The sequence below is a fragment of the Humiphilus diazotrophicus genome, assembly GCF_059726315.1.
In genome coordinates this window covers 836,266-855,290 of the sequence record NZ_AP040871.1, presented here as the reverse complement: position 1 = coordinate 855,290, position 19,025 = coordinate 836,266, and the positions used below count along the sequence as shown (strand labels likewise).

15 protein-coding genes are annotated in these 19,025 nt (G+C 49.1%); 5 read left to right on the top strand and 10 right to left on the bottom strand.

Features of this window, described 5'->3' with window-relative positions; translation table 11 throughout:
• Positions 1–15: 15 nt before the first annotated feature.
• The 4 genes from AC6I7T_RS33170 to AC6I7T_RS33155 form a co-directional block, all read right to left on the bottom strand.
• Complete coding sequence (locus AC6I7T_RS33170; protein WP_497795024.1) at positions 16–525, bottom strand: c-type cytochrome; 510 nt, start codon at positions 523–525, stop codon at positions 16–18.
• A 1-nt stretch (position 526) separates the two neighbouring features.
• On the bottom strand, positions 527–886 hold the full coding sequence (locus AC6I7T_RS33165; protein WP_497795023.1) for a cupredoxin domain-containing protein: 360 nt from the start codon (positions 884–886) through the stop codon (positions 527–529).
• Positions 887–965: 79 nt separating this feature from the next.
• Entirely contained in the window at positions 966–1,268 is a 303-nt protein-coding gene (locus AC6I7T_RS33160) for a hypothetical protein (protein WP_497795022.1), read from the bottom strand.
• Positions 1,269–2,315, bottom strand: coding sequence for a hypothetical protein (locus AC6I7T_RS33155; protein WP_497795021.1), 1,047 nt, complete (start codon positions 2,313–2,315; stop codon positions 1,269–1,271). It lies immediately after the preceding gene.
• 251 nt (positions 2,316–2,566) lie between these two features.
• Between AC6I7T_RS33155 and AC6I7T_RS33150 the strand changes: the two genes are divergently transcribed.
• Genes AC6I7T_RS33150 through AC6I7T_RS33130 form a run of 5 tightly spaced genes read left to right on the top strand, consistent with a single transcriptional unit; the run spans position 2,567 to position 9,701 of the window.
• Positions 2,567–5,056, top strand: coding sequence for an SLBB domain-containing protein (locus AC6I7T_RS33150; protein ID WP_497795020.1), 2,490 nt, complete (start codon positions 2,567–2,569; stop codon positions 5,054–5,056).
• 8 nt (positions 5,057–5,064) lie between these two features.
• Positions 5,065–6,309, top strand: coding sequence for a GumC family protein (locus AC6I7T_RS33145; protein ID WP_497795019.1), 1,245 nt, complete (start codon positions 5,065–5,067; stop codon positions 6,307–6,309).
• Positions 6,306–7,586 (top strand): hypothetical protein, encoded by a 1,281-nt coding sequence (locus tag AC6I7T_RS33140; protein WP_497795018.1) that lies wholly within the window; start codon positions 6,306–6,308, stop codon positions 7,584–7,586. Before AC6I7T_RS33145 ends, AC6I7T_RS33140 begins: the two co-directional genes overlap by 4 nt.
• Positions 7,567–8,856 carry an oligosaccharide flippase family protein gene (locus tag AC6I7T_RS33135; protein WP_497795017.1) on the top strand — a complete coding sequence of 430 codons (1,290 nt, stop codon included), beginning with the start codon at positions 7,567–7,569 and terminating at the stop codon, positions 8,854–8,856. Before AC6I7T_RS33140 ends, AC6I7T_RS33135 begins: the two co-directional genes overlap by 20 nt.
• The gene (locus AC6I7T_RS33130; RefSeq protein WP_497795015.1) at positions 8,853–9,701 is read left to right on the top strand and encodes a glycosyltransferase family 2 protein; all 849 of its coding nucleotides are present in this window, start codon (positions 8,853–8,855) and stop codon (positions 9,699–9,701) included. The genes AC6I7T_RS33135 and AC6I7T_RS33130 overlap by 4 nt, the downstream gene beginning before the upstream one ends.
• Positions 9,702–9,737: 36 nt before the next feature.
• On the opposite strand, the gene AC6I7T_RS33125 is transcribed toward AC6I7T_RS33130, so the two are convergent.
• From AC6I7T_RS33125 to AC6I7T_RS33100, 6 genes are all read right to left on the bottom strand, one after another.
• Positions 9,738–10,844, bottom strand: a complete 1,107-nt coding sequence (locus AC6I7T_RS33125) for a glycosyltransferase family 4 protein (protein ID WP_497795013.1) — start codon at positions 10,842–10,844, stop codon at positions 9,738–9,740.
• 4 nt (positions 10,845–10,848) lie between these two features.
• Complete coding sequence (locus tag AC6I7T_RS33120; protein WP_497795012.1) at positions 10,849–12,033, bottom strand: glycosyltransferase; 1,185 nt, start codon at positions 12,031–12,033, stop codon at positions 10,849–10,851.
• Complete coding sequence (locus AC6I7T_RS33115) at positions 12,033–12,743, bottom strand: sugar transferase (RefSeq protein ID WP_497795011.1); 711 nt, start codon at positions 12,741–12,743, stop codon at positions 12,033–12,035. The genes AC6I7T_RS33120 and AC6I7T_RS33115 overlap by 1 nt, the downstream gene beginning before the upstream one ends.
• Positions 12,744–13,015: 272 nt before the next feature.
• Entirely contained in the window at positions 13,016–15,562 is a 2,547-nt protein-coding gene (gene glgP, locus AC6I7T_RS33110; protein ID WP_497795009.1) for an alpha-glucan family phosphorylase, read from the bottom strand.
• A gap of 801 nt (positions 15,563–16,363) precedes the next feature.
• Positions 16,364–17,218 (bottom strand): universal stress protein, encoded by an 855-nt coding sequence (locus AC6I7T_RS33105; RefSeq protein WP_497795008.1) that lies wholly within the window; start codon positions 17,216–17,218, stop codon positions 16,364–16,366.
• A 500-nt stretch (positions 17,219–17,718) separates the two neighbouring features.
• The gene (locus tag AC6I7T_RS33100) at positions 17,719–18,624 is read right to left on the bottom strand and encodes a response regulator (protein ID WP_497795007.1); all 906 of its coding nucleotides are present in this window, start codon (positions 18,622–18,624) and stop codon (positions 17,719–17,721) included.
• Between the last annotated feature and the right edge of the window lie 401 nt (positions 18,625–19,025).

Genomic DNA, 19,025 nt, shown 5'->3' with positions numbered 1-19,025 from the left:
CCCTGTTCCAAGGAACTAGCGCCCTTTGGCCTCGGGTTCCTCAGGGTATTCCTCTCCGCTATAAGCTCGCGGTTCGCCAAGACTTCCAGCTTTAGGGAGATGACGAATATACAGAATCATCTGCCACATTTCGTCATCACCCAGCATTCCTTTTGAAGCAGGCATTCCCGAAGGGAAGATTCCGCTATCGATAATCCATTTCAGCTGTCCATCCGAATAGCTTTGAACTTCTTTCGAGGCAAGCGATGGAACTGGAGGAGACATACTTGCGGCAAAAGGAACGCCCGTGTTTTGTCCGTCCCGTCCATGACACACTACGCAGTAGTAGCCAAACACATGGCGGCCAGCCTCTATGTTCTCCGCAGTTGAGGGCAAAGGATTCGTAACTTTCTTACCCCTGACCGTGACATGGTGTTTAACCCACTGTACGGTAGCGGTTTCTACCTTCTTCGGAGGCGCCGCTTTGCAACCACTGAAACAAGTAGCGAACGCAAGCACCACGGATGAGAACAAGGAATTTTTCATATCATTTATCCGTAACATGCACAATAAGCCGCATCGAACCATGTCCCATGCCGCAGAACCGACCGCAGACACCTTTGAAATCCCCGGTTTGTCCCGGAGTAACGGTCACTTCAGTTGAATGCCCTTTAGCGATATTTGCGTTGACGTTAAGTTCCTTTATTACCAAGCTATGAGGAACATCGTCTGAAGTAAGGGAAAGTTTTACCGGTTCGCCCTTTTTCAAGGCAATCTCCGAAGGGGAAAAGGAGAACCTTTTTGCTTTGATCGTGATCGTCTGGATGGACGGCTCCGCACTCCCCACACCTGCAAAGGAAGACAACAGGCCCACAATAACTGCCGCGCTAGCTATACGGAATAACATGTCTACGTTCACCTTATTGGAAAAAATTTTGGAGTTTCGAAACAACCATACCGAGGCATACATCAGGCCAAGATAATGCTTATGGAGCCATAAATTTCAGCAGGATTTGCTCATCACGATTCGACAGCTTTGCCCTTACCCGCATGTGGTTTAGCACCGTACCTGTAATCCGGGGGGAGATGCTCGTCGGAGCCATGTGGCATCTCGAGCAATGAGCGACGAATAGCCGTTCCCCTTCTGCTTGATAATCAATTGGAGCCTTGGCTGCTGTAGCCGCTGGCTTATCACTAGCAAAACAAATCTTGGTAATAGACAAAAGTGAGCCAGCAATTGCCAGCACCATAAGGGCAAGGGCACTCAAGCGCATATCGCGAAGTTTCACTTATTTCCTCCCCGGCCACAGCGGCCACAAAAAGCGATGTGTAAATCCAATATTCCAAGCATTGAGATTGCCTTGTGAGCTAAATTGGCGACCATAGCTGGATACCAGCCGTAGGTTATCTCTCAAGTAGTAGTTCATTTCAAAATCAAACTTCTGCGTGTCGGCGGACGGAAGTGAGTTTCCTCCGCCGTGCTGTGCATAGAATTGCTGCATCCGTGCAGCTACCTGCAGGTGCTCGAAGAAACGCCTTCCCTTGGGAACCTGACTTAGCATGTATGCCGACTCAAGCCAATAGCCTCGCCCATAGTAGCTTTGATCGAATTCCGCCTTCACATCCACTGGGACAGCATGTGGTTGCCACGACAGGTAAACGGCTTCAGAATTGATCTCTTTTTTCTGAAGAAATCTTTGGTAGGAAGTACCCACCTCCAAACGCTTATTGGGGAAATAGACACTCACATCTCCGCCAGCAGTTCTCGCGGCGCCAAGCTGATTAATGCCACTCCGCGCCGAAAAATAGCTGGCATATTGAATGCTCCATCCAGGATGTTCTGTTGCCATACCTCGAAGCATGAAGCCATCGCCGGCACCACTTGTCCTGGTTCCAATAGAGGCAGTAATTGGAAAATCCTGCATATTGCGAATCCAGAATGGACCGAGGCGCTCGTTGTACATACCGAAGGGCAGAAGATATTTTCCAAGGACAACATTTACATGGGAATCAGCCAGCCAGTTTAGTTCAGCAAATTCAACGGTTTTGAAGACCTTTCCACTATAGGGGCCTTTATTTTGGTCTTTTCGTTGAAAGAACCCGGTAAATTCGGTACGTGATTCGATTTCGAAATGTCTGCCCAAAGGCAGAAGTAACACGGGATTAATCTGAGGCTCAAGACTCTTGATTCCCCCGTTGACATTTGTGACATATCCCATACCTCCGGATATAACTGGGATATATCCGGCACTGTTCTGCTTAATGTCACCCTCTTGTGCAGATAGAAGTGAGGGCATCAGCATCAGGCACGCTAATATCCATCGTAATCGCGTCATTTTCTCTACTCCTCAAGACTCTAGAACTCTGCTTAATTCGCCATTCATGTTTTAAGATCGGAGGGCTGCAAGGTAGCAAAGCAAGCTAGAAGATCATTACTCCTGCAGTATAGAAACGTCCTCATATGCTCCTTGTCAGGGAGTTGTCATTGTTTTGTCACTCCACCATTCTCCCCTTTCTACGCCACAGAAAGTTGGCTATCGTTGGCTTACGACCTTCTTGGATCGAGGAGTAAGTCCGAGTGTTTCAGATGAATCGAAAATTGCCGGGTATGCTGCTGATATTGACATTGGTGCTGAGTGGTATCCCTGAAATAGCAGAAGCGCAGACCCAACAGGGAAGAATCAACAATGGCCCAGATAATAGCCAGATTTCCCCACTTCCAAACTGTTCAACACCTGCTGCCGTCTTCGATCCTGCATGTGCAAATACCTTATCAGGACAAAATTCTGTCACATCCACAGTTCCTAATAGGACTGACGACAGCATCTATCGCTTTGACTTTAGCAACGACGACCGCCAGGAAAGGCTAGCACCGCAGCCAACGTCCAGAGAATCGTTCCCCAGTACGGTGCAACATCAGACCTTTCCTCCCGAACTCCCGACAGAATTTCAGAGGTTCGTAGAGGGTTCTCTCGGCAAAATGCTACCTCTCTATGGAAGCAGCCTTTTCCTCGATGTCCCCTCTACTTTTGCACCACTAGCTGATGCCCCGGTCCCTTCAAATTACGTGATCGGTCCTGGGGATGAATTGTTACTGAGATCCTGGGGCAGTATCACTTTCAATTTGCGCCGAACGGTTGATCGAAGCGGCTATATCTACATCCCCAACGTGGGGCAGATACAAGTCTCCGGAATTCGCTTCGCGGATGCCAATGATTTTCTCACCTCAGAGATTGGACGTGTCTTTCAACGTTTTCATCTGAGTGTCGAGATGGGGCATCTGCGCTCGGTACAGGTCTTTGTGGTTGGAAAGGCGAGAAGGCCTGGCACCTACACCATTAGTTCCCTTAGCACTGTTGTCAACGCTCTGTTTGCTGCAGGTGGTCCAAGTGCATCCGGATCGATGCGCAGGATCCAGCTAAAACGAAATTCACGAGTTGTAGCCGAAGTAGATTTATACGGGCTTTTGCTGAAAGGTGACCGGTCGTCAGATATCAGTATCCTGCCGGGAGACATCATCTACATTCCACCTGCAGGACCTCGAATTGCCCTCGCTGGCAGTGTAGACGAACCAGCGATCTACGAGATCAAGCATGGTGAAACGATGGGAGGTCTGCTTGACATGGAGGGAGGTCTCACTGCTCTGGCAACCGATCAATTTGCACAACTAGAGCGTTTCAACGGACAGGATGGACAACATGTAGAAGACGTCCCCCTTAGTGGCAGCGGTCTTCAAACAAAACTTCAGGATGGGGATATTCTCTGGATACGTTCCGTCGTTCCCAAATACAACAATGCTGTCACCCTGCGAGGAAACGTCGCTAATCCTGGCCGTTTTGCCTGGCATCCTGGAATGCGGATTCGCGACTTGATTCCTAACAAAGAATCTCTCCTAACCCGGCAATACTGGAAGCAGCATAACTCTTTAGGTCAACCGCTATCGGAGCCAATAGCAGACAAGGTTTCTATTTCCGATTCAAAGACCACAACACCGGAGGCAATGGCAACGCAGCATCTCAATAAGCTAGCCCCTTCTTCCAGCTATGACGAGGCAAAGCCAGATGACGCCACAAAGGAACCGATATCTGCTGTTTCCGACAAGAATCACGTTGGCCCCACCACCCCAACGATTGATTGGGATTATGCGGTCGTGGAACGTCTGAACAAAAATGACCTGACAAGCTCTCTGTTCCCGTTTCATCTTGGTCGTTTAGTTCTACAGGGAGATGACAAAGAGAACATGGAACTTCATCCGGGAGATATCGTCACAATCTTTTCTCAGGCAGATTTTCTGGTTCCGCAACAACGGCAAACAAAGCTCGTTCGACTGGAAGGAGAGTTCCAGTCTTCTGGTGTTTATAGTGTTCATCCGGGAGAAACCTTACGCCAACTTGTAGAGCGTGCCGGGGGGCTCACATCTCAGGCATATTTGTACGGATCTACGTTTTCCCGTGAATCAACACGGATACAGCAGCAGGCCAGACTAGATGACTATGCAACTCGTCTCGACGCAGACATTCAACGAGCAGCCGCAAACAAGTCGGGATCTGTCATTACCCCTGCGGAAGCCGCTGTTACCGCAGCTACAATTGAAAGTCAACGAACACTGATAACAAAGCTTCGGCAGTTGAAGGCAACCGGGAGAATTGTTTTGGGGATAGGCCCGGACGCAAGCAATTCTGCCGACATTCCCGATATTCCGCTGGAGGACGGAGACGCCTTCCTTGTCCCATCCATCCCATCAAATATCTCTGTCATCGGAGCGGTGTACGACCAGAACTCATTTTTATATAAAGCCTCTTCTCACACGAAAGATTATCTCGATCTGGCGGGAGGATTTACCAGAAATGCAGACGGAAGCCGCATGTTTGTCATACGCGCGGATGGCTCAGTGATCAGCACAAGTTCGCATGTTCGTCATCAGGGATCGTTGCAATCAGCCAGATTGAATCCCGGCGATGCCATCGTCGTTCCGGAAAAGATCAACAAATCTACGCTATTGCGGGGCCTGACCGATTGGTCTTCGATCTTCTCGCAGTTTGCTCTCGGAGCAGCCGCGGTTAACGTGATTCGGTGAGGAAGAATATGGATCAGAATCAGCTTTCATCCTCATTCGACCATAGCGGCTTTGCGACAGAAGCCCCAGTGAAGAGACATGTTCTGGAATTTGTCTTGATGCTCGTACGGCAGCGTCTACTCATTGCCTATTGCAGTCTAGGAGCTGCGCTTTTGACTACGCTGGTCGTCTTTATTGTTCCCGCAAGCTATACATCAACTGCCATCATTCTCCCGCCACAGCAATCCTCTTCGCTGTCAACGGCATTGCTTGGGCAAATCAGCATGCTCTCCAATCTGAGCTTGGGCGGAATGGAGGGTGGACTCTCCGTAAGGTCATCGCAAGATACCTATATTGGAATTCTCAATAGCCGTACGGTCGCAGATGAACTAATTGGTAAATTTCATCTCGAGCATGTTTACCACACTTCAAATCCAATCAGCACTTGGAAAGCTCTCGCACGCCACACACGAATAGAAGCGACCAGGGGCTGGCTTATTCGCATTTCCGTCGACGATCACGATCCACAGCGCGCTGCAGATATGGCAAATGGATATGCGGAGTCCTTGTATCAACAAAACAAACGACTGGCTCTGACGGAAGCCTCGCAACGAAGAGTCTTTTTCGAGCAGCAGTTGGCGGAAGAGCGTCCACTGCTCGCAAATGCCGAGACGGCGCTGGAACAGTTGCAGGAAAAAACCGGCATCCTTGAGCTAGGCAGCCAAACAGCCCTGACATTGCGTTCAATAGCCCAGCTAAGCGCCGAAATCACCAGCCGTGAGGTGCAACTTCAATCGCTGCGCTCGATTGCGACCGGAGAGAATAGCACTGTGCTCAATCTTGAAACACAAATCGCAGCTCTGCGACAGCAGCGAGAAAAACTCGAGAAAGGTAGCAGCGCGAACCTTTCAGAAAATAGTCTTGTTCCAACGTCTAAAGCTCCGCAAGCTGGCCTTGAGTATCTACGAAAGGTCCGCGATCTCCGTTACCATGAAGCACTCAATGAACTTTTGTCAAAGCAATATGAGATTGCACGCGTCGACGAGGCCAAGTCTCCTCCGTTGATACAGATTGTCGATCATGCAATTCCAGTTCGCAAGAAGACATGGCCACCTCGGATACTGCTTATTCTCTTGTCATTGGTACTCTTCTTTTTCTTCGGCTGCGGTATAGCAATTCTCCGTGAGACATGGAAAGTAGCGGCAGCCCAGCCAGACAATAGTCGCCGTATAGCAGAAATTCGCGCAGAATTGGCAGCAAAAGCCCAGCTATGAAGACAGCAGATACACTCTTTGGCACAGCAATCACTTTGATGCCTGTGAGCTATGCGACAAAGTCGTTGCTAGGTCTGGAGAATACCCTATGGATTGATCCTAGTTTGCTTTTGGGAACAATGGCTTTTCTGCTTCTATTGCCACGCTGGGGAGAGCTTCTTTCCGATAAGCTGCGGCCGGCCTTCCTCTGGGGCGTAGGACTAGCTATTGCAATTGTGCCCGCCATGATCTCCGGGCTTCTCTTGCGTCCGACGCCGTTGCTTTATGACATTGTGCGTGAGCCTATCCGCTATTGGCTGCTTCTAGTCTGGACCATTGCTGGATGTTGGTTTCTCTATCAGAATCCCAAAATGGTTTTCCGCTGCACGGCTGCAGCTGTCATTCTCGCTTTGATTTCCGGCCTGTACCTGTACGGAATTGTTCTTGGACAGCTTCCCGCAAATGCAACAACCATAACATATGCACGCATCTATTACTTACGTCAGGCAATCTGGGTAGATGGCTTTCCCGTTCCTCGCATGGGCGGACTCTTTATAGAAGCGCCGCCTTTTGGATTATTCATGTTCTCCGCAACAATCGTCCTATTGTGCGGATGGCGACGTGGGTACAAATCATTTCTTATCAAACTAGGAATCTGGGTTTCCATCCTCGGAACAGTTTTGTCCTTAACAGACCAGGTGCTTCTGGGAGCAGCGCTGGGACTAGGCCTGGCACTACCTTCGCTGAATCGACAAAAGTCCTGGTACTTCTGGCCCATTCTTCTCTTGGCCTTGGCCCTCGCCTCTGGCCTGGTCATTCGGTCGATATCTGTAAAAGGTCAGCAATTTGCCGGCACCTCATCCGCACTGTACATCAATGGAAGCAGTATCGGGGAACGCACTTTTCACACCCGTTATGCACTTACGCTTCTTACCTCCGAACCCCCAATGACTCTTTTCGGACTCGGACCGGGAAGGTATGGAGAGTATGCAGCGGAAACGGGATACTTCCCTGCTTCCGTAACCATGCAGTTCTCCATAATGGAGATTCTCTCCGAATGGGGCGTGGCAGGCTTCACCTTGATTGCAGCCGGGTGTGTACTCTTTCTCGTTACGCTATGGCGGCACAGTGGAATCCCTGGAGCAGCGTTATTTCTTGGTCTCCTGCTGGCTAATAGTCTTCAATCAAACTGGAAATGGGAAAGCGCATTTCTCGCAATTGCGGCTTTGTATTGCAACATGCACACCCGACAGACCTATGCCCTGAATGGAGGCGGTCTTGTTCGACAGCCTACATAGGAAGATTCTCGCGCTTTTCCCCTCGTTATTTTCCCTCGCTATGGGCGAAGGAGTATCCCGTCTCTGCAATCTTCTGCTCCTCATATTTGTCAGCCACAGGTTTGGAGTAGCAACTACAGGTGCTTTTGCGCTTGCTCAAGGATTAGCTCTCTATCTCATGTTGGGAATTGATCTAGGACTTCGTCATATCGGCGCCCGGCTGATAGCAGATAACCCTGAGCAGGTGATTGCAATTTTGCGAGGCATTCAAAAAAAACGCATATACATGATGGTCTTGGTGGTCACTGCCGGATTTCTCTATGGACAATTTGGTCCAATCCCTCATGACGCTCGAAAACTTGTTTCACTCTTCGCTCTTTCTATGGCCGGATATGCCTTTTCACTCGACTGGTTGGCATGGGGGTTAAAGGCGTTTCGATGGATGTCGATATGGAGGGCCTCTGCTTCCCTCCTAACCCTTCTGATAAGCGTGTCACTCGTACTCTGCTCAAACATGGACGTCATAGCAATTGCCATTGGAAATGCAGGCGGGTACCTGGGTGCAGCTTATCTGCTATGGAGATTATGGGGGAAGGCTTTCTTACCTATATCGGAGAATTGTAGACGGGATGATTTGGAACTTCAGAGGCAGATCAGCTGGCGTGCTTCACTCTCGATGGGACTGGCTCTTCTTTTCAACCAAGCCTTTAATAACATCGACCTTATTCTGTTGGGTGCATACTCCAGCAGCCATGATGTTGGACTCTACAATGCCGCCTATCGCCTCATTCTCATGTTACTGGCCGTCTACTATCTATTGACTCAAAGTCTTTTCCCGATACTGGCAAAGCAATCTCCCGAGAAGCGTACTCTGCTCTCGCTCAAACGACAGCTATTGGTGCTCTTTTTATGCGGAGCCTTCCTGGCCGTCCTTCTGAACATTGTTGCACCACGTCTTTTGGTGCTCTTCTATGGCCAGGAGTTCCTTTCCTCCTATCCACTGCTGCGCATATTGCTCATTATTCTCCCACTCGATTTCGTTACTTCCTATCTCTGCAATGCGATGATAGCCTGGGGGCTTTCACGAAGAGTATTGATCTCAACTACTTCGGCCATGATCACCAATATCGTCTTGAATCTGTACCTGCTTCCCCACTGGCATGCTTTCGGAGCAGCCTGGGCAACAGATATTTCATACATCGTTCTGTTGTTGGCTATGCTCCTCACGCTATCGCTGCAAAGAAGTTCGACAGCAGCCATTCTGCCTGCTACGGAAGGAGCCGCAAGATGAGTGCCGACAGCCCTCGTTTCTCGCTCATCGTGGCCACGCTAGGACGAACCCGGGAAATGGAACCTCTCCTACGCTCTCTAGCATGCCAACACTTTGACTCATTTGAAGTAATTTTCATCGATCAGAATTCCGATTGCCGTCTTCTTTCCATGCTTGAGGCGATGCATCTTCCTTTTCCCTACGTCTGGCTACGATCAAGTAAAGGGCTCTCGCGCGCACGCAACCTGGGCACGCTCCATGCCAAGGGAGAGATTCTAGCCTTTCCCGACGATGACTGCTGGTATCCGGATGGACTGCTGAACGATATTTCCGCCTGGTTTGATGAATACGACCATGATTTCTTACTCTGTTGTGCACGTGACGAACAGATGAAACTCTCATCAGCCAGATGGCCGCGATTCTCAGGAGAAGTCAATCGGAGTAATGTCCTCGGCGCATGTATCTCATTCGGTCTCTTCGTCCGAGCTTCTGCTGCTCGGGTGATTGGACCTTTCGATGAAAATCTTGGCTTAGGTTCTTCCGGGTTTTATGGTTCAGGAGAGGACACGGACTACGGACTTCGATTATTGGCAGCCGGCAAACGAGGATGGTACGAGCACAACCTGTTTGTACATCATCCTAATCGAGATCCGAGACAGGCGCGGTTGGACTTGGCAAGAGGCTTCTTCTATGGAAGCGGCTTTGGCCATCTGCTAAAAAAGCATCAATACTCAACTAACCAGGTTCTTAGAACATGTATGCGCGCTCTGGGTGGTGCTTTTTACTCGTTATTTCGAGGCCGCTCTCAAAGATCGCTTTTTTATATCGCCAGCTTTGCCGGACGTCTCATTGGATACCTCTTCTAGGACCCACATCCGTAATACACACGCTGTTCGAGTTGTCTAGATGCCAAGAAGTTCACAATAAACCTGAGAATGCAAGATGGCCTGCTTCTCCACCGTGAATGAAGATGCTCGCTTAAGTCCAAGTGATATCATCCTCTGCTGCACTTCCGTTGAATCCAATACATGCTCGATTTTTGTAAACAGATCTTCAGGCGAGTATGGGTCAAATAGCAGCGCTGCACCACCAGCTATCTCTGGTAGAGAAGCAGCGTTGGCACAAAGTACGGGAGTGCCACAACTCATTGACTCAATGACAGGCAGGCCAAAGCCCTCTTCCAATGACGGCATAATCGTCATCTCAGCTCCTCCATATAGAGCCACAAGCACATCATCGGAGACAGTAGGCAACCAAAGTATATCGTTGGAAACACCAAGCTCCGCCGCCAGAGCAAAGAGCTTCTCCCAGCCGCAGTTATCTCCTCCCGCAAAAACAATTCTTGGAACTTCTTTGCGCCTCATACGAAACAGAGATAAAGCGCGCAAAAGAAGAGGGAGATTCTTATTCGAACGCATGTCTCCGACGAATAGACAATACGGTCTCACTTCATTGAAATAAGCACGGAGCTGCATCGAAATCTCCTCTTCCCCTAGAGGATGAAAGACAGGAGCCACGGAACAACCGATGACAGATATTCGCTCACTCTCGACATGCAAGTGTTCCATGATCTTTGTACGAGAATACTCAGAGACAGTAATAATGCGGTCTGCACGATGGGATATATATTTAAGCAGCGGCTGCGAATAGATTTTAGATTTCCAGGTATTACGATATCGAGCATCCAGGATGTGATTCAGGTCATGAATGGTAACAACCAACTTTTTGGACCAGGCAATGGGAGCATTGTAGTGAGGAGCATGAAAGATATCCGCCTGCCGAGCGAGCCAAGGTACTACTAGCTGCTCCGAAAGAGTATAGATCTCAGTATCCGCAAGCAAAACTTTGTCACAGAATTGACTGACCGAATTGCGTGACGAGGTGTTAGCCACACACCAGAAATCAACATCCGGAAGATGCCTTTTGATATTTCGCAGTATTCCGTGAGTATATCTGCCGATGCCGCTTCTCAACCAGCGGGCGTCCAGACACACAGCCGGGCCGAGCATGATTTCAGGCTCCGAATTCCATAATGTGCGGAGCGACCGTGTATAAAAACTCATGAATCTTCGCAACAAAATGCGAAGTATCAAAGGAACGTGCACGTAATTGAATCACCTCAGGAGAAAAGATGTTCTCTATCTTTTCGAACGTACGTATTGCTGATTCAATGGCAGTCGCGGTTTGCTGATAAAAGAAGATGCCTGAAACATCCTTCTGTGATGGTGAGACCCCCTCCTCCCAAGCGGCAACCGTTTCAAGAGAACCTCCTTTCCCATAGGCAATAACGGGCCGGCCGCACGATTGGGCCTCCAGTGGTGCGATGCCGCAATCTTCCTCAGCCGCAAAAAGAAATGCCTTACATCTTGCATACTCACGCCATAAACTCGGAGTATCCAGATAGCCCAAGAAGGTTATCGTATTACCCGCCATACTTCGAAGGCGCCTCTCCTCTGGACCCGTGCCGACGATGCGAAGCTTACGGCCCGATCTATTACAGGCCTCGATTAATAGATCTACCCTTTTGTATTCAACCAGGCGCCCGACGAACAGATAGCTGTCGCCAATTTCTCCTGAAATCCATCCCCGTGAGGTATCGATACCGGGATAGACCACCTTACTTTCCCGCCTGTAATATTGGTGGATGCGCTGCGCTACAAATCGAGAATTCGCCAAGAAATGAGTAACCTTCTGCGCGGCTAAAAAGTCCCATTCCCTCACGCGAGGAGCAACTTGTTCGAACAGAGGCCGAGTAACACCCTTCATGGCAGAAGCATATGAGTTGTATTGATCCCACAAATACCGCATCGGTGAGTGACAGTAGCAAATATGGATGCTGCCTGGGCTTGTTTTCACTCCTTTTATGGGTCCACTATCAGAGCTTATAACCAAATCGTAGTCAGTCAAATCCAACCGTTTTGTGGCAATGGGATAAAGAGGTAAAAGGTGGCGGTGAAACTTCCTCGCCCCAGGAATCTTTTGCAGAAAGGATTCGGATATACGATGGTTGAGGAGTCTTGAAGGGAGAATCTGGCGATCACTAAGAAGCGTGAAGATATCTGCCGATGGAAAAATCTCGGCTAGATTTTCAACCACCTTCTCACCGCCACCCCATGTGACAAACCAGTGGTGAGCTATTGCGATCCGTGGTCGCTTCCTTGATGAAAGGGGCCATCTGGCGCTGTTTTTCGTCCACATCAGAATGCCCCTTCTGCACTCCACACAGCAGGAAAGGTTTTGAGGATCAGTATGAGATCCCTTCCAAGAGACCAGGTACTTACATATTCCAAATCTAGAGAAACACGAACTTCATATTGAACCCTTCCACGTCCACGCACTTGCCAGAGCCCCGTCAGTCCAGGTTTTGCGGAGAGACAAAGCTTCAAGCCTCCACCGTAACGGGACATTTCGGCATCGATAACCGGCCGTGGGCCCACGAAACTCATTTCGCCTCGTAAAACATTGAATAGCTGAGGAATTTCGTCCAGACTTGTTCTTCGCAAGAAATGGCCAAAAGGTGTCACCCTTGGATCATTTCGTAATTTGTATTGTCGGTTCCACTGTGTTGCCGCCTCGGGGTTCTGTGAGAGATAAAGAGCCAGCATCGTCTCACTGTTCGTCCACATGGTTCTCAGCTTCCACAGACGAAATGGCCGTCCATACTGCCCGATTCGCGTCTGTCTATAAAAAATTGGTCCTGGGGAGGTGAACTTTATGAAAACCGCCAGTATCAAGAGAACAGGAAGAATAACGGGAAGAAGCAGAATGGCAAGAAATATATCCAGTGCTCGTTTGGCAATGCGGTATCGCACAGAGCCTACCGGAATAGATAAGGAATCAGCTAAGTCTGGATTAAAATCTCCGAAACTTGAATTCCAGGTTTCTGCAGAATAGATATCGCCCGCCATCTCTCCCTCTCGAAACTAGAGTAGATAGAAAGCAGGAACAAAGATGTCACGAAGATGTCATCAATTTGTCTTTGGCAGATAAAAAGCCTGTCGAGACGAAATAGCGATGCTTTCCGCCCGATGAAGCCCCCGCTCACTCCGTTTCTTAAGAACCGGAGTGAGATGCTAAGCGCGGCTCTTCTTGGCGGAAAAACCGCGCTCAGACCCTCTTGGACGGACGCATTTTTAGTGAAGCGGTCTATCCATGTATCCAGCAAATACTCTCACAAGCTCTAGTGTTGCCACAAAACCATTGGCTCTTCAAGCGGAGTGGCCAGTGTATCGAGATTGCTCACGATACGGATCGTGTAATCGCTAGCCGGTCTTGAATTTGGAAGCTCTGCTTGGAAAATGAATCCGCCGGTTACACCGACCAACTCTGAGACAGGAACCATCTCTGTAATCGATGGAGCACCTTCAGGATTCTCCGCAAAGGCTTCGACGCGAATGTGTTCCGCCGGAATAGCACCTAAGTAAACCTGTGCACGAATGAATAAACTGCCATTCTGTTCACAGGAATCTGCTCTATGGAAATGTATTTCTTTCCAGTGGGAGTGCAATGCAGATTGCCATCTGCGTATTTTGACGGCTAATTCTCCTTTGTTCTGAGTGCGCTGCCTGTAAACGTTGGCTGCGGGTAAATAGAACTTCTCCGTATATTCACGCACGCTGCGATTTGCTGAGTATTGACCGGTGAGGCGTGCCATACTTTCTCTCATCATGGCAACCCAATCAGAAGGAACAGCTGAAGAATCGCGGCGATAGAAGAGAGGAATTACCTCGTTTTCAAGGATTGAATACAACTGATCCGCCTCTTCAACGTCCTGTTCCGATTCATTCCTATAGCTCTGATGATCTCCGACCTTCCAGCCGAGCGACGGATCATAAGCTTCGGCCCACCAGCCATCCAAAGAGGACAGATTCAACCCTCCGTTAACCAACACTTTCATTCCACTTGTCCCACATGCTTCCCAAGGACGGCGAGGAGTATTGATCCAGACGTCTACACCTTGCACAAGCTCTTCTGCGAGGCTCATATCATAGTCACTAAGAAAAACGACATGTGCACGAACCTCACTCCTGCGAGCAAACTGAACCCATTGCTGAATCATCGCCTGCCCGTCCCTATCCTGAGGATGAGCCTTTCCTGCGACAACCAGCTGTACTGGATTTTGAGCGGAGGTCAAAATACGAATCAGACGATCGGGATCACGGAGAAGAAGATTTGGACGCTTGTAGGTCGCAAACCGACGGGCAAAGCCCAGCGTCAGGATATTTGGATCGAAGATATCTTCAACGCCGCGTTCTGGTTCTGACCAATGTCCAATAGAGTGCTCTTGTCTCCGATGACGACGCCTCACCTCTTCGACAAGATGCTTTCGATTGGCACATCGCATTCTCCATAGATCTTCATCGGAGGCCGTACGAATCCGGGATTCTACGTCTCCAAGATTTTGACGCCATCGGTCAGCACCGCAGGCCTTCGTCCATAAATCGTCCGATACACTCGAATCCCAGCTAGGCACATGCACGCCATTCGTAACACAAGCTACAGGGACCTCTGCAATAGGCCATCTTGGGAACAAGTTACTGAACATTTTTCGGCTGACTTCGGCATGCAGTTGGCTTACTCCGTTTACTGCACCACAGCCCCTGATTCCAAGATAGGCCATGTTGAACGGCTCATTGGGATCTCCCGGATTACTCCGCCCCATGGCCAGCAGATCTTTGACATCAATATGCAAGAGCTCGGTCGCATATTCCCGCAGATAGTTTTCGACAAGAGATGCAGGAAAACGATCGATACCGGCTTCTACAGGCGTGTGGGTAGTAAAGAGATTCCCTGCCCGCGTGGCTAACAACGCCTCTTCAAACGACAGGCCGGATTCCTCCATAAATACGCGAGCACGTTCAAAGACCGCGAATCCAGCATGCCCTTCATTCAGATGGCAGACCTCGGGATGTATACCAAGAATATGCAGCATGCGGTATCCGATCAGCCCAAGAACAATCTCCTGCTGAAGACGTAATTCCGTCCCGCCACCATACAACTCACTCGTTACACCTCGATAGGCCGGAGGATTAGCAGGATCGTTGCTATCGAGAAGAAGCAATCTAACTCGCCCTACTCTGACCTCCCAGGTCCTTAACCAAACGGCGTAGCCAGGAAGTTGAACACGGACCCTCAACCATTCCCCTGTACTGTCACGCAAAGGCAAAACCGGTATCTGTGATGGATCATTGTATGGATAGACAGCTCTCTGTGAACCATCGGCCTCGATGATTTGACGGAAATACCCCTGCTGGTAAAGGAGCCCAACGCCAATCACCGGTACACCGAGATCGCTGGCAGCCTTTAACTGATCGCCTGCGACATTCCCCAATCCTCCGGAATAGATGGGTAGGGCTTCGCTCAATCCGAATTCCATGCTGAAATACGCGACGCAGCTGAGCTTCGACGTATGCTGAGACTGCTGAAACCATGCTGATGTATCAGCTCCTTCTATAGAGGTGCCGGCCTTCAGTTGCATCTCTCGAAGTCTGTCAACCTCATCTTTGAAAGCTTTGTCATTCAAGAGAGTCCGCAATTTCGAAGGAGAAGCCGTTTGAAAGATAACCCACGGGTTATGCGTAATTTCCCATAGCTCAGGATCAATTCTTCCCCATAATGTGTCGGAAGCGTGACTCCAGGACCAACGCATATCAAGGGCAAGTTCACCTAGCTCTTCTGCTCCCGATATATTCTCCAAAGCTTTCCTCAGCTTCGCCGGTTCTGACATGAAATTCCTTTCCTGGTTGTATTCCTACAATGCTCATGAATCCTAGAAGATTCAATATTTGACGAGATACAGTTTGAATGGAGAAAACAGTGCCTCCAATCCTTTCCAGACAGGTTTCCAGCTTTTATCCAGATTATGTTTGAACTTGTTGCTGTCGAGCTTCTGCGAAGGTACTCATCCTATATTCACCTGCTCTTGTTAATCATGGTTGATGTGATGTGGCATTTAATAGCAACAAGCCAGTGTACTCTCGATTTATTAAGAGAACATCCAGCACAGATATAGAAACAGTCTCATCCTCAGCGCATCCGGGTAAGTTCTTGTCACAACCATTTGTGTTTTGATTTACGATCCGACAAATGGTGAGATCGACGATTACGATGTGTATTGGCTCACATAACGAACAAGGCCACATCTATTAGACGCGGAACCTTTAGCCACGTTTGCGCTCAGAGGTGCCTGCAAGAAAATATAGCTATCGTTTGTCGGTCATCATCGGGGGTAAGAAACAAGATAGAATTATTCGGAATATATAACTGAGCATTTCAAACAGCGGCTGGCCCCAATCTGGCAAGGGGAGGCCTTGGATCATACCTGCATCGATGCATGCCGCTGACAGATAGAGGTGAAGGTTTCTCTTCAAGCCAACAACTTCAAAGACAGGTCTATCGAGCTCCAGTTTGCAATAAATTGCCAAACGCCAATCGATAATTAAACGGGCATGAGAATGCTCTAGCGGCGTGTCATCTCTCGCGATGAGATGACACGCCACTGGTATGCGAACAAATGGATAAGCCTTATTTAATTGTGAAGCGTTATGACAGGACAGCGGGCATCAAGAAGAACCTGATAGGACGTACCCTCTGGAGCCAATCGCCCCAATCCTGGATTGGAGTTGGCCCCCAGAATAACGGCATGGACACAAGCTGAGGCTGAGAGAATGGCCTTAGTAGGTTTCCCACTGCAAATCCTGATTTCCACCTCTCCGTCTTTGCAGCCTATTCCCTGGAGTAGCGACTTGAGCTTGTCCTCGCATGCCTGTATCTCCAGGAGTTTGTCTTTTCTTCCGTCTTCCTTCACTACATGCAGAAGCGTTAATCGGGCCTGAAGTCGCTTACTCCATTTGTAGGCTAGCGTAATATTTGCGGAGGCGTCTTCTCTTAGACTTGTCGCTAGGAGTAACGAAGTCACAGGCTTTCCTGCAGCCGCGGCCATACGGGCATTCGGACCGACAGTGATGACAGGAATAGGTGATGATCGAAGAACCGTTTCAGAAATCGACCCGAGAATCCATTTCTCAACTCCTCGATGCCCTCTTGTCCCCATCACAAGCATGTCTGCATGTACTTGCTTTGCCACAGCAAGAATCTCGGAAACGGGATCTCCGACACGTATCAATACTTCGCAAGGTGGATCCGTGGGACTTGAACAAAACTCCACCAACTGATCCTTTAAGGCATCAGCAGCACCTTCCGGGCAAAAATAAGGGAGCCCACCCGGATCTACAGTCATACCATTGAGGCCGGTGATCACATGAAGAACTTTGATAGCCGCGCCACTCTCATTTGCCAATGACCGGACAAAAGGAAGAAGCCATTCAATGTCGGAAATATTCGTAGATAAGAGTATTGACCGTAACGGAATATTGGTATTCATGATTTGCCAGCCCACATTCTTGCCCAATACCGGCTACGTTCAACGTAGTATGGAGTGCGCCGGAATTCCCAAACAGAGGATTCCTTACGCGGCTTCACGCCGCATAGCCGTCACCGATGATGGCAACAACTCAAATGCCTTTACGCGATACTACCTCACTCATCATTATGATATTCAAACGCGAAGGGGAGAAGCAAGCAGAATCCTTTTCGAGGAATCACGCAGTCCGCATTGCAGCACAGCTGATCTCGTCCATATGAATTTGCAAGCGCAAGAATCACACAATGAACGGACCGATTCCATAAGCAGATTCAGCAGCCGTAACCACGATATTTTGGGGAAACGAGGTGGCTTGTTTCGCGGCAATTCCAGTTTGTGCTTCCGCCGTTCTGACGAAAGGAGGAACCTTGTCCGACACACTTTTGTTTTAAACGCCACTGATCATACAACACCGGTTCAACTCGGCAATAAACGCTAAAGATGAAGCAGTATGACACAAACTAAGACGTCAATTTGGGATCAAAGGCCAACAGGATATCATCGAGAGATGCAAACTCAAATGCAGGAAGTACATCGAATACCGTTGTATTTGTAACCATTACTCTTCTTCCGTTGATCTCTAGTGCATGCTCTCGATTCCCTGCCGTCAAACGATAGAGTTCTGTCCGCACAGATGCTAGAGAGATCTGCCGATGGAGTACCGCCATGAGAATATCCCGGCCCCAGTGGAACAACCGATCATCTGAGCGCAATGCCTGCATCAAATATTGGGCCTCTACATTCAGATAATCGCCAAAAGCCTCTTCCCCGTAACGCTCCTCCAAGGTCCGTAAGGCCGTAAATTTGAGCAGCACGATATAGCATTGACGATCAGCTCCAAGCCGTGGAGCTAAATATGCCTTGGCTTGCGAAGGCCCTGGCAAGCCGGTTGGTCCCTCAAAATTGTCCCATTGGCAGATATCCTTATTGCTGCGAACCGATGTGGCATGCTCTATTACCTTTGCTTTTCTGACAAGATCTTTCTCCTCGTTTATCGAACGATATTGGGCTAGCCCCAAATTCAGAGCCTCCATCAAAACTTCCTTTTCGCAAGGCTTTGTCAGAAAACGCAGAATGTTTCCTTTATTCACAGCATCAATCGCGGCATTTACGTCTGCATGGCCTGTTAGCAACATCCTTACAGTATTCGGCGCTATTTCGCGCACCTGCGCTAAAAACTCAGCACCATTCATCCCAGGCATTCTCATATCCGAGACCACAACGGCATATGGCCCCTTTCCCTGGACCGCCTGCAACCCTAGCTCTCCACCCAAAGCAACATGCACATGAAATTCTCTGCGCAATAGCCGCTCATAGCCTTCCAAAACACACGGCTCGTCGTCTACAAAAAGTATCTTGTCAGACACAATAGTTCCCCTACAATTCGACCTGCTTCATGAAGCGCACTTCTCTATTCGTGACGCTACCAATATCGTCTCCGGGCGATTTCTTTGCTTGTGGCCAAAGCTCCAGTTGCCCACTTAAATATATGACTTGGTCGAGTTACCGGGATGATACCTTCTCCCGACCATTGCCCTATACTGAAATCCACCCCGTCTCCGCAAAATTTTCCGGTAATGGCACGGCGGATCCTCACACCCAGCAAGCTATCCTTAAGCAATACCTCTTATCAAGTAATTTCATAGACTTAGAAGATGTCTATGCGGAGCCCATTTAGGAACAGCTGCCATGCTTAACCTCAGAGTAGCCACTGCAAGATGCACACTGCTATCCCACATTTGGACTACCTATTCCGCGCCCTAAATAA